This is a genomic window from uncultured Microbulbifer sp., from assembly GCF_947489355.1.
Lineage (GTDB): Bacteria > Pseudomonadota > Gammaproteobacteria > Pseudomonadales > Cellvibrionaceae > Microbulbifer.
Genome location: NZ_CANLDD010000010.1, coordinates 84,660 through 99,937 on the forward strand (window position 1 = coordinate 84,660; position 15,278 = coordinate 99,937).

Consider the following 15,278-nt stretch of genomic DNA (forward strand, 5'->3'; position numbering starts at 1 on the left):
GATATACCCATGCCCCGTGGACACTACCTGATTCCCTCATGGCCGGCTGCGCCATCTGTGCACGCCGCCACCAGTCTGCGAAGTGGCGGGCACAGTAGTGGCGCGTTCGCTTCGTTCAACCTCGCGGCCCATGTGGGGGACGAGGAATCCGCCGTGGCTGCCAATCGTCGGCAGTTGTGCGATGAATTGCGGCTGCCGACAGTACCCCAATGGCTGGAGCAGATCCACAGCGACAGGATAGTCGAAGCCCGTAACGATGCTCTGGTGCGCACTGCCGATGCCAGTTTCAGCTTGTGCACGGGCACCGTATGCGCGGTACTGACCGCTGATTGTCTACCGGTGCTCGTTTGCGACAAAGCCGGAACCAGGGTGGCAGCGGCGCATGCAGGCTGGCGCGGGCTGGCCAGCGGGGTCCTGCGCAACACCGTTGCTGCGCTCGACTGCGATCCGGCAGATCTGCTGGTGTGGCTCGGCCCTGCCATCGGCCCCGACGCCTTTGAAGCGGGGGTCGAAGTCTTGGAGGCTTTCTTTGACAATGCCCAAAGTGTTGCCCATACCCGGGCCATCGCCCAGTGTTTTCGACCCCATAGACGAAGGCCCCTGCATTTTCTCGCTGATATCTACGCCCTGGCCCGCGCAGAGCTTATGGCGCTTGGCGTTGAGGCTATTTACGCGGGAGCGTATTGCACTGTGGGTGAGCCCGATCAGTTCTTTTCCTATCGAAGAGAGAAAACCACCGGCCGTATGGCCACTTTGATCTGGTTGGCGGATAACCCCCGCTAGGTACCCCTGGTGCCGAATGGGTCCTCTGTGAGGTGCATGGCGCGTGGGATTGCGGGTGTGTATTATCGATTGACGTGAAGCCTTTCCCAGTAGCGGGTCTTTTAACATGGGGGTGAACCCCCCATAGTTCAAGCAAAATAACTTGCGCAAAGCGTGGAAAAACAACAAAAAAATACCGGCTATCTCGCACTCTTACGCAAATGTTCACGGTTTGATTTAAATCATTGAAAACCTTTTCCCTGCCCTTATTTTATTTCCCAACACTACACTGAAGGCGTGGTGCCACACTGGCACCATTTTTGATGTGTCACACCAAACCCCGAGTAGGAGAGGTTTCGTTCATGCGAATAGACCGAATGACAAACCCGCTGCAGGCTGCCTTTGCCGACGCCCAATCCCTGGCGATTGGGCGCGACCACAATCAGATATACCCGGAGCACCTGATGCTTGCGCTGCTCAATCAAAATAATGGCAGTGTCCCGGCGTTTCTGTCCCAGGCGGGTTTTAATCTTAGTGGCCTACGCAACGATTTGGCCAAAAGACTGGACAGCCTGCCGACGGTCAGCGCCCCTACCGGCGATGTGGGTATGTCTCAGGAGCTGGTGCGCCTGATGAATCTCACCGATAAAAAAGCGCAGCAAAACGGTGACAGTTTTATATCCAGTGAGACGGTATTGATCGCGGCATTTGACTCCGCCGCGGGGGAGATCAGTAAAATTCTGAAAGCCAATGGCGATCTGAAACAGCTGGAGGCAGCGATTCAGAAAGTGCGCGGCAGCGAAACAGTGAACGACCCCAATGCCGAAGAGGCACGCCAGGCGCTGGATAAATACACACTCAACCTGACAGAGCGCGCCCTGGCGGGTAAGCTGGACCCGGTGATTGGGCGGGATGATGAAATTCGTCGCACCATACAGGTATTACAGCGCCGCACCAAAAACAATCCCGTGCTGATCGGCGAGCCCGGTGTGGGTAAAACCGCAATTGTCGAAGGGCTTGCGCAACGCATTGTGAATGGCGAGGTACCAGAAGGGCTCAAAGACAAGCGTTTGCTTTCCCTGGATCTGGGTGCACTGCTCGCCGGAGCCAAATTCCGTGGGGAGTTTGAAGAGCGTCTGAAAGCGGTACTTAATGAACTGTCAAAGCAGGAGGGGCGGATTATCCTGTTTATCGACGAGCTGCATACCATGGTCGGCGCCGGTAAGGCGGAGGGGGCCATGGATGCGGGGAATATGCTCAAGCCGGCCCTGGCGCGCGGAGAGCTGCACTGTGTCGGTGCCACCACCCTGGATGAATACCGTCAGTACATCGAGAAAGATGCAGCCCTGGAACGCCGCTTCCAGAAGGTATTGGTGGACGAGCCCACGGAGGAGGACACCATTGCGATCCTGCGCGGTCTGAAAGAGCGCTACGAGGTCCACCATGGCGTCGATATCACTGACTCTGCGATTATTGCCGCAACGAAATTATCCCAGCGCTACATCACGGATCGCCAATTGCCGGATAAGGCCATTGATTTGATCGACGAAGCGGCCAGCCGCATCCGTATGGAAATTGACTCCAAACCGGAAGCCATGGATAAGCTGGAGCGCCGCCTGATCCAGTTGAAAATCGAGCGTGAAGCGGTAAAAAAAGACAAGGACGATGAGGCCACGCAGAAACGCCTGGCCAAGTTGGAGGAAGAAATCCTGCAGTTGGAAAAAGAGTATGCCGACCTCGAGGAGGTGTGGAAGGCGGAAAAGGCCCAACTCGCCGGCAGTCACGACCTGAAAGAAAAGCTCGAACAGGCCAGGCTGGATATGGAATCGGCGCGCCGGGCCGGTGATCTCACCCGAATGTCGGAACTCCAGTACGGGGTGATTCCCCAGCTGGAACAACAGTTGAATTCGGCCGCCACTACAGAAGAGGCCGCGGAGGAGCCGCGTCTGCTGCGCAACCGCGTTACCGATGAGGAGGTGGCGGAAGTGGTTTCCCGTTGGACCGGTATTCCCGTTGCAAAAATGCTGGAGGGCGAGCGGGAAAAACTGTTGCGCATGGAGGAGGTATTACACACACGTGTGATCGGGCAGGGGGAAGCGGTGGAGGCGGTTGCCAATGCGGTCCGTCGCTCCCGTGCCGGCCTGGCAGACCCGAACCGTCCGAATGGCTCCTTCCTCTTCCTCGGTCCAACCGGTGTGGGCAAAACCGAACTCTGCAAGGCCCTGGCGCAATTTCTTTTCGATACCGAAGACGCCATGGTGCGTATCGATATGTCGGAGTTTATGGAGAAACACTCGGTCGCCCGTCTGATCGGTGCGCCCCCGGGGTATGTAGGGTATGAAGAGGGGGGCTATCTGACCGAAGCGGTGCGGCGCAGGCCCTATTCCGTGGTGCTGCTCGACGAAGTGGAAAAAGCACACCCGGATGTTTTTAATATCCTCTTGCAGGTACTCGACGATGGCCGCTTGACCGATGGCCAGGGTCATACTGTGGACTTTCGCAACACAGTGGTGGTGATGACCTCGAACCTGGGCTCGGATTTAATCCAGAAGTTGGCCTCGGAGGAAGAGGGTGACGATCTGGATGCTGAAATTCGCTATCGCCAGATGAAAAGTGCGGTGATGGAGGTGGTGGGTGATCATTTCCGCCCCGAGTTTATCAACCGGGTTGACGAGATTGTGGTATTCCACCCGCTCGACAAAACAGAAGTGCGCGCCATTGCACAAATCCAGTTGAGGCAACTGTGCCGTCGCCTCAGCGAGCGTGACTTAACACTGGAAGTGTCCGAGGCCCTGTTGGATAAGCTGGCGGAAGTGGGGTTTGATCCGGTGTATGGCGCGCGTCCGCTCAAGCGCGCCATACAGGTATGGTTGGAAAACCCTTTGGCGCAAGATGTACTGGCGGGAAAATTCGTGCCGGGGGCTACCATCCAGGCAGATATAGAGGGTGGCAAGGCTGTATTTCATTAACCTTTCCGAAACTTTCCCGGATGACTCAAGGGGTTTCTCGACGCCTGAGCACAGGCAGTGACCGGCGCCGGCACCAGCCCGGCGCGGACCGGTGGAAGCCACAGATGCCTCTCGCAGAGGGGCCGGCAGTCCCGCGGCGATAACCCCACCGGCTGTCAGTACCGGTGGGGTTGCGAGGTTTATAAGAGACGCCAGCGGGTGCCGGCGTTTCCTCTTTTTTGTGGTCTGCAGGCGCAATAATCTTCATAAACCCGTTAATGCGGCTTCTGTGCGTAATAGTGCAGGGGTTTAACTGCGTGCGTGAGGATTTATTCATAAACTGAATTTTATAGCCTGTACAGGTACGGGCAGCTTTTTCTCAACATTCGAGACTGGTTTGTCGAGGACATTTGTCGGTTAGTGGTCGAGGGCAAATTATTAGCAAACGCATGGGGTTGATGCTGCTGGGATGTCTGTTGTTGTTCGGCGGCATTTTTGCTTTCAAATTTTTTGGCTGGTACATGATGAATCAGTTTCTCGATACCATGCCCCTGCCGGCGGCCACCGTGACCTCCACGGCGGCGACAATACAATCTTGGCGGGAGGGTTTGAGTGGGGTCGGCACTGTCCGGGCCATCAATGGCGTGGAAGTCACCACTGAAGCTGAGGGGGTTGTCAGTGCCATCCATTTCAAGTCTGGTCACTTCGCGCACAAGGGGGATCTGCTGGTAGAAATCTTTGCCGAGCCGGAAAAGGCCCAATTACAGGTGTTGGATGCGGAATTACGTCTCGCTCGGCGTAATTTTGTACGCATTGAGACCCTTACAAAACGCGGGGTTACTACTGAAGCGGATCTGGACAACGCGCGCAGTACACTGGACCAGGTGGTCGCCAATATTGAAGTGCAGCGCGCCAGAGTCGGTCAGCGCAGGGTAGTGGCCCCCTTTAGCGGTGTACTCGGGATTCGCCGTATTGATTTGGGACAAAATGTCAGCCCTGGGGAAGCGGTCGTGTCAATACAGCAGTTGGACCCTATCTTTGTCGATTTTTCCCTGCCCGAGCAGGCATACTCCATGGTGAAGCCGGGTATTCCGGTTGTCCTGACGACCGATGCTTTCCCCGGAAAACCCTACCACGGGAAAATTACTGCGGTAGATCCCCAAGTGGATAATGCCACCCGCAACTTCCTGATTCAGGCGACCCTCAACAACCCCAAAAAGCACTTGCGTCCCGGCATGTTCGCCCAGGTGGCGGTATTGGTGGATGCGAGTCGCCAGGTGCTGGTGGTACCGCGTACAGCCCTGATCTTTGCGCCTTATGGCGTGTCCGTTTTTGTGTTGGAGAAGGATGCGCAGAGTGGTGAGATGGTTGCCAATAAACGTTTTGTCAAAACCGGCGAAGAGCGCGGTGATCTGGTGGAAATCGTGCAGGGCTTGCTGGAGGGGGATGTGGTTGCCAGCAGCGGCCTGCTGAAACTGCGCAATGGGGGACGGGCAATCATCAACAATGAAAACAAGCCGCCGGATAATCCTTATCCCAAACCTGGCAATGGTTAAGTATCGCTGAGTGCGCCGGTGAATTTCACAGAGATTTTTATTCGCAAACCGGTGTTGGCTTCAGTGGTCAGCCTGTTTATTTTTTTGCTGGGGCTGCGCTCCATTACGGAACTCAACGTTCGCCAGTACCCCGAGTTGGAAAATGCGGTGATTACGGTTTCCACTGAGTATGTGGGGGCAGACTCCGGTCTCGTACAAGGATTTATCACCACGCCCCTGGAGCAGGAAATTGCCACTGCCGATGGCATTGACTACATGGTGTCCACGAGTGTGCAGGGCCTCTCTACCATCAGTGCCTATGTGCGCTTTGACTACGACCCCAATGAGGTGTTGACTCAGGTTGTCGCCAAGGTCAATAAGTTGCGCAGTGATCTCCCCGAGGAGTCCGAGGACTCCAGTGTGGAAATGCAGCAGGGGGAGACCACTGCGGCCATGTACCTGTCGTTTTCTTCAAATATTCTTGCCAACAACCAAATCACGGATTACCTGACCCGGGTGGTGCAGCCCAAGCTGGCGAGCATTGCCGGTGTGCAGCGTGCCCGCCTGCTCGGTAACAGTACTTTCGCCATGCGCGCCTGGTTAAAACCCAAAGAGATGGCGGCATTGGAGGTGACACCTGCAGATGTGGCCAATGCGCTGCGCGACAATAATGTGCTGTCCGCTGTGGGTGCAACCAAGGGCTCACGGGTGACCATGGAGATACGTGCGGATACAGATATTGCCCGGCAAATGGATTTTCGCCAGTTGGTGGTGCGCGCTGCGGGCGATCAACTGGTGCGTCTTGATGACGTGGCTGAAATTGAACTGGGTGCTGAGTCCTACGACAGTTCGGTGACCTTTAATGGCCAGCCCGCCACCTTTATTGCCATTGAAGTGGCACCCAATGCGAACACCCTGGATGTGGTCAAGCGGGTCAGGCAGAAACTGGAAAAAGAAATCTTTCCACAACTGCCCAAGGGCATACTGGGGGAAATTCCCTATGACAGCACTGAGTATATTCAAGACGCCATTGCCGAAGTGGTAAAAACCATTGTCGAGGCCGTATTGATCGTGATTGCGGTAATCTACCTGTTTCTCGGCTCTGTACGCAGTGTGTTGATACCGGCAATCGCATTGCCTTTATCCTTGGTCGGCGCACTTTTTCTAATGTTGTTGATGGGTTTTTCTATCAATCTGCTGACGTTGCTCAGTATGGTATTGGCTATTGGTATCGTGGTGGACGATGCGATTATCGTTCTGGAAAACGTGTATCGCCATATTGAGGAGGGGCTGTCACCCTGTGAGGCGGCCATTGTCGGTGCGCGTGAGCTGGCTTGGCCCGTGGTCGCAATGACCACCACCTTGATTGCCGTGTATATCCCCATCGGGTTTCTCGGCGGGCTTACCGGGATCCTCTTTATTGAATTCGCTTTCTCCCTGGCTGGCGCCGTACTTTTATCTGGCGTGGTGGCGCTGACCCTGTCGCCGATGATGGCCTCCAGAATCCTCAAGCCCCGCGACGGTGGTGGTACCCGCCTGGAAGCCTGGTTGGAGCGTCAGTTCGAGCGCCTGCAAAAAGGCTTTGAGAAGCGCCTGCACAGTGCACTGGATGAGCGTCGGGTCATTTTGGTTTTTGGTTTGATTGTGTTGGCGAGTTGCTATTTCCTGTTCGTCACCTCACCGCGGGAACTGGAACCCACGGAGGATCGCGGACTTGTACTCACCATCTCTACCGCAGACGCCTACGCCACCCTGGATTATGTCGAGCAGTATAGCGGGCAACTCAATGATATTGCCGAGCGCTACAGTGCAGTGGATAACCTTTTCCTCTTGAATGGCGTCGGCACCTTTAGCAGCGGGGTCAACAATGCTACTGCGGGTTTCGTTCTGGCACCCTGGGAAAAGCGTGATCAAGATACAGAACAGATGCAGGAATTGATTAGCAAAGATGTGCAAAAAATTGCAGGCCTGAAGGTTGCAGTGGTAGTGCCGCCAAGCCTGCCTACTGCGGGTGGGCAGTTGCCAGTGGAATTTGTAATCGGTGCCACTGAACCTATGGAAAACCTGGCTTATGTTGCCAGCGAGATCATGTCCCGTGCACTGGAAAGCAAAAATTTTATCTTCCTCGACTCAGACCTGAAGATTGACAAGCCCAAAGTGGTTATTGAAATCGACCGGGACAAAGCGGCCACTATGGGTGTGGAAATGGTGGACCTAGGCCGCGACCTGGGGGCCATGCTCTCCGGCGCCTATATCAATCGGTTCTCCCTGGACAACCGCAGCTACAAAGTGATTCCCCAGGTGGAGCGCGTCGACCGTTTGGCTGCGCAACAGTTGGGGCAATACTATATTCGTGCAATTAACGGCGATCTCGTCCCAGTCAATACCCTGGTGACGCTGAGGGAAACGGTGGAACCCCAGCAGTTAAAGCGCTTTCAGCAACTGAATGCAGTCACCATTTCCGGGGTCCCGCGTGCGGATATTACCCTGGGCGAGGCACTTTCAGTGCTGAAAAATGCCGCCAGCGAAATACTGCCGGCGGAGTATTCGGTGGACTACTCCGGTCAATCGCGCCAGTTTCAGTCGGAAGGTTCGGCTTTGGTGGCGACTTTTTTCTTTGCACTGATTGTTATTTATCTGGTATTGGCAGCGCAGTTCGAGTCTTGGCGCGATCCTTTGATTATGCTGGTCACAGTCCCCATGAGCGTCAGTGGCGCCATGATTTTTGTCAGTCTCGGATTGACCACGCTGAATATTTACACCCAAGTGGGACTGGTGACCCTGATTGGGGTCATCTCCAAACATGGTATTTTGATTGTTGAGTTTGCCAACAGGCTGCAAATGGACGGGGCGGACAAACGCGCGGCGATTGAGCAGGCCACCTCGATTCGCCTGCGCCCGGTTTTAATGACAACGGCATCGCTGGTGCTGGCTATGGTGCCTTTACTGATCGCCTCGGGCCCCGGTGGAGGGGCCCGTTTTGCCATGGGTCTGGTGATTGCCACGGGTATGACTATCGGCACGCTGTTTACACTGTTTATGGTACCGGCAATGTATTTGTACCTGGGACGCGATTATACCGCGAGGGCAACCGCAACGGGCTTCAGAGGCTAGCGCGGGGCAAACTGTTCCGAACAGGCCCCCCGGGTGTCGAACCGGTCTTCCGGGGGATTGTTGTGGCGGGACTGGCCGGGGCGAGGTGACCTTGCAGCCGGTTGAGCAGGTAGCACGCTGCGCCCGTAATGCGCTGTGTAGAATAAGGCATACCTGCTGGCGGGGACCACTGGCCTTTTAGACTGCAGGGCAAAGTACCGGTCCCGGTCTTTCCGCCAAACAGGCGTAGGCACAGGTTCATGAAGATGATTTCAAGCTGAACGTCAAGCTGCGCAAAGGCATGAAACGTCTGCTGGGTATATTGGTCAATTAAATGCACGAAATCATTAGCAGGTTGTTGAAAAAGGCATCCTGCCTTTTTCAAAACACGAAAAGCGAAAAATGTGATTTTCACTTTTTCTTTCAAAATCAACGAGTTAGTCTTCGCCGATTTTGCCGAAATATCCATATTTCGGTACCAGGCGTCGAAATTCTTCGAATTTCAACAGCCTGTTAGGGGAGCAAGGGCATTGATAGGGGAGCAAGGGCATTGATAGGGGAGCAACTACTTTATGGCACATGCCATTGCGGCGCCGTTAAATTTGAATTTCGAGAAAGACCTGAGTGGCTTACAGCGTGCAATTGTTCTGCATGCCATCGCTATGGAGCTATATGGGCCTATGGTTCGCCGAAAAATGTAACCATTGAAAAAGCCCCAGAGGCCACTACTGCCTATGTCTGGGGTGACAGGTCACTAGCGTTCCAACCGTGTAAGACCTGCGGGAATACCACACACTGGGCCTCGGTTAACCCCGATGGGGATAGGATGACGGTGAACATGCGTCTTGTACCCGCCGAAGATGTGAAGGACATTCGTGTGCGCCAGTTTGATGGTGCCAACAGCTGGTGCTACGTTAATTGAGAAAAACAGCTTGGCAAAGTCCGGTTTGCATCGCCATGGAAGCAACCTGTTTTTCTGAATGGGTTTGGAAAACGCGAAAGCCGCCTCAATCTGGTACATAGAGGTGACCTTTCTATCTAACTAATCCCCCTCGGGGGCTGCACTATTTTTATCGGCAATGTGCTGTCGATCAGTGCCAGCAAATGTAGTCACCCGGAGTGGGTTGTCCCTGCTATCTTGACAATGTCTGTTGTGAGCACTGCGCCGGCGTCTTCATTGAGGCACATGCCCAGAGTCGGCAGGGGCTTGTCGCTCATTTAGCTTGGTGGTTTCGGTGTATAAATTCAGTGGGAGCGGTAAATAAACCGGGCCAACCCGGAACCGTTTTCCGCTACACCCCGGGGAAATTGCTATGGCTGGGTTGAAAGGCGAAGCGGGTAATGGGCAGGGCTCTAGCAGTTTTTGCGAATACTCTGCTGCTCCTGAGTGATTCTCTGCTGCCGCTCATCCTCTCCCAACATACGCAGGTTGCCACTCTCGTCCATCTCCCGCACGCGCGCGTGGCTGTTCAATGTCTTCAGGGTTTTCCGGGATGCCTGGCACCGCTGCGCGCGTGCTGCCGCTTCAGCCCGGGCAATCTCCTTTTCCATTTGCGCAGGTTGCCGGGGCTCGGGTTGGCCTGCCGGCTTTTTCTCAGCCGGGGGCTTGGGGGCCGGGTTTTTTGATTTCTCTGCAGCCAGTGCCGACTGTTGCTCCGCCTCCCACTGCTTATAGCGCTCGGATTTGGGCTTCTTGATCACTTCCACATCGCCATCATTGGGCGGTTGCTCGCCGAAGTGCACCACACCGTTTTCATCCACCCATTTGTAGATACCATTGGCCTGTGCAACCAGTGCCAGGCTGGCAAATAGTATTGCAAGTGCGATGCGCATTGGACTCCCCCTTTGATCTTGGTTTTCCTTATCCGGTGCATTGTACCGTTATCGGCGGATTTTCCTGCAACGCTTTTAACATTTTGATTCGTACCGATTGACAACCAAGGTTCAATGGTTGGGATCGACCATTCCCGGTAGTCAGATATTTCCCAACGCTCAGGGGGCTGTTGTGATCCTCTGCGGAACACCGTGTCGCAACAGCGCCGAGCGGCCTCTGAGTGCCGGGCTATGTACACCGGACACCGGTGTGCCCGCTTTGAGTTGGAGTAATGGCTGCATTCGACGAACCCATCCTAAAAATCAGCATTAAAGCCACCAAAAGGATGATATTTATCACTGTTTGCCCCTATAATTGCCGCCCGGCATTCTTTTCTGAAGATAGAATGTTGGGTTTCTGGTGATGCATATCCTACCAGGCGAAGAAATTGAGGAGACGCAAGTGGAATTACTTTCCGGCGGCGATATGTTGGTTCGCGCGCTGCAGGATGAGGGGGTCAACCTACTCTTCGGGTACCCGGGCGGTTCGGCACTGCACATCTACGATGCCATTTTTCGGCAGAAGTCGATCAAGCACGTACTGGTGCGCCACGAACAGGGCGCGACCCACGCTGCGGACGGTTATGCCCGCTCCACCGGCAAGGTGGGCGTGGTGCTTGTGACTTCCGGTCCAGGTGCCACCAATGCCATTACCGGCATCGCCACTGCCTGTATGGATTCTATTCCCATGGTGGTGATATCGGGACAGGTGCCCAGGGATAAGATTGGCGAGGATGCCTTTCAAGAGACCGATATGGTGGGCTGTTCGCGCCCGGTGGTGAAGCACAGCTTCCTGGTCAAAAACGCCGAAGACATTCCAGAGGTGGTGAGAAAGGCGTTCTATATCGCCCGTACCGGCCGGCCCGGTCCGGTGGTGATCGATATCCCCAAGGACGTAACCAACCCGTCGGAGCGTTTCCCCTATCGCTATCCCGAAAAGCTGCGCATGCGCTCTTATACCCCGGCGGGCAAGGGGCACGGTGGCCAGATTCGCAAGGCGGTGGCCCTGCTGTTGTCGGCGCGCCGCCCGGTGATTTATGCCGGGGGCGGCGTGGTGCAGGGTGAGGGTGCGGCCCTGCTGGCCGAACTGGCACGGTGCCTGAATTACCCGGTGACCAATACCCTGATGGGGCTCGGCGCCTTCCCCGGCAGCGATAAGCGCTTTCTCGGCATGCTCGGTATGCATGGGACTTTCGAGGCCAACACCGCCATGCACCATGCGGATGTGATCCTGGCGGTGGGGGCGCGCTTCGATGATCGTGTCACCAATACCCCGGGCAAGTTTTGCCCTGGGGCTAAGATCATCCATATCGACGTGGATCCCGCCTCGATATCCAAAACCATTATCGCCGACATTCCTATTGTCGGCACTGTGGCGTTTGTACTGGGTGAAATGCTAGAGACGCTCAAATCCACTGAGGAGCAACCGGATCAGTCGGCGATAGTGGATTGGTGGCGCCAAATAGACGACTGGCGCGAGCGCCACGGCCTATACACCGCACCGCGCTATCAGACGGACGGCGCTCTGATTATGCCCCAGGAGGTGATTCGTGCGGTTTATGATATGACCGAAGGCGAGGCCTTTGTTACCTCCGACGTCGGTCAGCACCAGATGTTCGCCGCCCAGTACTATCTGTTTGACAAGCCCCGCAGATGGATCAACTCCGGTGGCCTGGGCACCATGGGTTTCGGCTTACCCGCAGCGCTTGGGGTGAAGATCGCCCACCCGGACAAAGAGGTGGTGTGTGTCACGGGCGAGGGCAGCATCCAGATGTGTATTCAGGAGTTGTCCACCGCTACCCAATACCACCTGCCAATAAAAATTTTGTGCCTCAATAACCAAGCGCTTGGAATGGTGAAGCAGTGGCAGGAAATGCAGTACGAAGGCCGCCTCTCCAACAGTGTCTACGAAGAATCCCTGCCGGATTTTGTCAAGCTCGCTGAAGCCTACGGACACCTTGGGGTGAAGATCGAGCGGCGTGGGGAGCTGCATGTAAAACTGCAGGAAGCCTTTGCCGAGAGGGATCGCACGGTATTTATTGACGTGTATGTCGATCCCTCTGAACACGTATATCCGATGCAGGTAATGCCGAATGGCTCCATGCGCGATATGTGGCTGAGCAAGACCGAACGGACTTAGGGGAAGGTCGATGCGTAGAATTATTTCGGTCCTGATGGAAAACGAGCCGGGTGCCTTGTCCCGCGTGGTCGGGCTGTTTTCCCAGCGCGGCTACAATATTGAGAGTCTCACCGTGGCACCAACAGAGGACAATACTCTGTCGCGCCTCACCCTGGTGACGATCGGTGATGACCGCAAAATTGAACAGATTACAAAAAATCTGAATAAGCTAGTCGACGTGGTCAAGCTGGTTGATCTCACCGAGGGATCGCATATTGAGCGGGAGTTACTGCTGGTGAAGGTGCGCGCAAACGGCGCTCAGCGCGACGAGGTAAAGCGCAGTGTAGATATTTTCCGCGGCCAGATCGTGGATGTGAATAGCAGTATATACACGGTGCAGGTTGCCGGGACCGGAGAAAAGCTCGATGCATTTTTGCAGGCGTTAGGTGAACACACCATTATGGAGGTGGTGCGCTCGGGCGTATCTGGCATCGCCCGCGGTGAAAAGGTTTTAAGTCTATAAATGGCAGGAAACAGGAATTTAGCAATGCAAGTTTATTACGATAAAGATTGTGATCTCTCTTTAATTCGCGAAAAGAATGTAGCGATTATCGGTTATGGCTCCCAGGGCCATGCCCATGCCAATAACCTCCGGGACTCTGGTGTTGCCGGCGTGGTTGTCGGCCTGCGGGAGGGCTCCAGCTCCCGAAGCAAGGCTGAGAATGCCGGCTTGCGCGTGGCCACGGTGGCAGATGCGGTAAAGGATGCGGATGTCGTAATGATCCTTGCGCCGGATGAATGCCAAGCCAATATTTACAAAGAGCAGATAGCGCCAAACTTAAAGCCCGGTGCCGCCCTCGCTTTTGCCCACGGTTTTAACGTGCACTTTGCATTGATTGAGCCACCGGAGAATGTGGATGTGATTATGGTTGCGCCCAAGGGGCCCGGTCATACTGTGCGCTCCACTTATCTTGAGGGCGGGGGTGTTCCGACCCTGATCGCTGTTTACCAGGACGCTTCCGGTAGAGCCAAGAATCTCGCCCTGTCTTATGCCTCTGCTAATGGCGGCGGCCGCTCTGGCATTATCGAAACCAATTTCCGGGAAGAAACGGAGACAGATCTGTTTGGGGAGCAGGCCGTATTGTGTGGTGGTGTTTCCGCCCTGGTAACCGCCGGCTTTGAAACGCTGGTTGAAGCAGGCTATGCGCCGGAGATGGCCTACTTCGAGTGCCTGCATGAACTCAAGCTGATTGTTGATCTGATGTATCAAGGCGGTATTGCCGATATGCGCTATTCTATCTCCAATACCGCTGAATACGGCGACTACATCAGCGGGCCGCGTATCGTCAACGATCAGACTAAAGCGGAAATGCAGCGGGTTCTGAAAGATATTCAAAGCGGCAGGTTTGCCAAGGACTTCATGCTCGAATCCCTGGCGGGTCAACCCCGTCTCAAAGCCGAGCGCCGTATCGGCAGCGAGCATGAAATTGAGCGGGTGGGTGCCAAACTCCGCGCCATGATGCCCTGGATCAAGGCCAATAAAATTATCGATCGAAGCGAGGGCAGCAGCTGACCGGTCTGGTACAGAAAAAGCGGCGGGGAGGCCCCGCCGTTTTTTTTTGTCCTGTGCGCGCACCGGCCAATGACGTTACACTCGCTGGCTGCAATGTACCCGCGGAGAGTTTATGAGCGTTCAAAGGGATGAAAATAAGCCCGCTGACTCAACAGCCGGCCCTAGTGAGGAAATTCGTTTACCGATCGACGAGCATATTGAGGAAGAGGTTTCGGCAAGTGGCAAAAAAGTGCGCGCGCGCGGTGTCTACCTGCTGCCGAATCTTATTACTACAGGGGCCCTCTTTAGTGGTTTCTACGCCATAGTCGCCGGTATGAACGGTCATTTCGAGGCCGCGGCTATCGCAATCTTTGTGGCCATGGTGCTCGACGGCCTGGATGGGCGGGTGGCGCGCCTAACCGATACCCAGAGTGCCTTTGGGGTGCAGTATGACTCCCTGTCGGATATGGTGTCCTTCGGCTTGGCGCCGGCCCTGGTGGCTTTTAGTTGGGCGCTGAAAACGCTCGGCAAATTTGGCTGGGCAATTGCATTTTTATACGCAGCCTGTGCCGCCCTGCGCTTGGCTCGCTTTAACACTCAAGTGGGTACGGTTGATAAGGGGGTGTTTATCGGGCTCGCCAGTCCAACCGCAGCGGCAATTGTGGCCGGTATGGTCTGGGCAGGTCACGATGTTGAAGTCGGCCCGATACTGGCAATTATTGCCGCATTGGTAACTGGTGCCGCGGGCCTGCTGATGGTATCCAATTTCCGTTATATAAGCTTCAAACGCCTGGACTTCAAGGGGCGGGTGCCCTTTGTGATGATGCTGGTGGTCATACTTGTTTTCAGTCTTGTGACTATTGATCCCGCCGGCGTACTGTTGACTCTGGCCGTACTTTACACTCTGTCGGGCCCAATAATGTGGCTGTGGGGCCGCTTTCACCCCAAGCCGGCAAGTGGTGCCACAGAGGGTGACAGCGTTGAGGCGAAGGACAGGGAGTAGCGGCAGTCTCGGATAATCCCGTTTGGGATTCCCTGCGGCCCACCCTATAATCGTTATGCGGGAGTGTGAGCCCACACGGACTTGTGGTCGTCGGGAGGTCGGATGCGGCCTCGTTACTCCCCTCTAAAATAGAGGGCTGTGCGGTAGCTGAAATAAGCCTTGCACAGAAGCACATCAGCCCGTATAGTTCGCGCCCCCGCCCGCTGTAGGAGTGGGGTTTTTGCGCCAACCGATTGATTTTCCGAGGAAATTCCTTCAGAGAAAGCGCTTGCCAAGCGGTCTTGTGCAGCTATAATGCGCGCCACTTCAAGCACAGTCAGAGCGGGCTGGTTGAGGTTGGGAAGGTGCCTTAAGCGCACTTTCGGTTTTGGCGGAGATCGCTGCGAGAAAGCAC

General features: G+C 55.3%; 11 protein-coding genes. 8 read left to right on the forward strand and 3 right to left on the reverse strand.

Features of this window, described 5'->3' with window-relative positions; genetic code table 11:
• Nucleotides 1-9: 9 nt before the first annotated feature.
• From pgeF to Q1A48_RS06875, 4 genes are all read left to right on the forward strand, one after another.
• A complete protein-coding gene (gene pgeF, locus Q1A48_RS06860) occupies nucleotides 10-783 on the forward strand; it encodes a peptidoglycan editing factor PgeF (protein WP_299942741.1) in 774 nt (257 codons plus the stop codon).
• Between the two features lie 341 nt (nucleotides 784-1,124).
• The gene (gene clpB, locus Q1A48_RS06865; RefSeq protein WP_299942744.1) at nucleotides 1,125-3,731 is read left to right on the forward strand and encodes an ATP-dependent chaperone ClpB; all 2,607 of its coding nucleotides are present in this window, start codon (nucleotides 1,125-1,127) and stop codon (nucleotides 3,729-3,731) included.
• A gap of 500 nt (nucleotides 3,732-4,231) precedes the next feature.
• Nucleotides 4,232-5,266, forward strand: coding sequence for an efflux RND transporter periplasmic adaptor subunit (locus Q1A48_RS06870; RefSeq protein WP_299942746.1), 1,035 nt, complete (start codon nucleotides 4,232-4,234; stop codon nucleotides 5,264-5,266).
• Nucleotides 5,267-5,284: 18 nt separating this feature from the next.
• The gene (locus Q1A48_RS06875) at nucleotides 5,285-8,359 is read left to right on the forward strand and encodes an efflux RND transporter permease subunit (RefSeq protein ID WP_299942748.1); all 3,075 of its coding nucleotides are present in this window, start codon (nucleotides 5,285-5,287) and stop codon (nucleotides 8,357-8,359) included.
• On the opposite strand, the gene Q1A48_RS06880 is transcribed toward Q1A48_RS06875, so the two are convergent.
• Nucleotides 8,349-8,807, reverse strand: a complete 459-nt coding sequence (locus Q1A48_RS06880; RefSeq protein WP_299942750.1) for a hypothetical protein — start codon at nucleotides 8,805-8,807, stop codon at nucleotides 8,349-8,351. The two genes, Q1A48_RS06875 and Q1A48_RS06880, sit on opposite strands and share 11 nt — an antisense overlap.
• Nucleotides 8,808-9,691: 884 nt before the next feature.
• On the reverse strand, nucleotides 9,692-10,171 hold the full coding sequence (locus Q1A48_RS06885; protein ID WP_299942752.1) for a DUF4124 domain-containing protein: 480 nt from the start codon (nucleotides 10,169-10,171) through the stop codon (nucleotides 9,692-9,694).
• A 442-nt stretch (nucleotides 10,172-10,613) separates the two neighbouring features.
• Between Q1A48_RS06885 and Q1A48_RS06890 the strand changes: the two genes are divergently transcribed.
• From Q1A48_RS06890 to pssA, 4 genes are all read left to right on the forward strand, one after another.
• The gene (locus tag Q1A48_RS06890) at nucleotides 10,614-12,350 is read left to right on the forward strand and encodes an acetolactate synthase 3 large subunit (RefSeq protein WP_299942765.1); all 1,737 of its coding nucleotides are present in this window, start codon (nucleotides 10,614-10,616) and stop codon (nucleotides 12,348-12,350) included.
• Between the two features lie 10 nt (nucleotides 12,351-12,360).
• Nucleotides 12,361-12,852: an acetolactate synthase small subunit gene (gene ilvN, locus Q1A48_RS06895; RefSeq protein ID WP_299942754.1), complete on the forward strand. Its 492-nt coding sequence runs from the start codon at nucleotides 12,361-12,363 to the stop codon at nucleotides 12,850-12,852.
• A 24-nt stretch (nucleotides 12,853-12,876) separates the two neighbouring features.
• Nucleotides 12,877-13,902, forward strand: coding sequence for a ketol-acid reductoisomerase (ilvC, locus tag Q1A48_RS06900; RefSeq protein ID WP_299942756.1), 1,026 nt, complete (start codon nucleotides 12,877-12,879; stop codon nucleotides 13,900-13,902).
• 112 nt (nucleotides 13,903-14,014) lie between these two features.
• On the forward strand, nucleotides 14,015-14,884 hold the full coding sequence (gene pssA, locus Q1A48_RS06905; protein ID WP_299942758.1) for a CDP-diacylglycerol--serine O-phosphatidyltransferase: 870 nt from the start codon (nucleotides 14,015-14,017) through the stop codon (nucleotides 14,882-14,884).
• A gap of 113 nt (nucleotides 14,885-14,997) precedes the next feature.
• On the opposite strand, the gene Q1A48_RS06910 is transcribed toward pssA, so the two are convergent.
• The coding region (locus Q1A48_RS06910; protein ID WP_299942760.1) for a hypothetical protein at nucleotides 14,998-15,278 on the reverse strand (281 nt) is incomplete at its 5' end.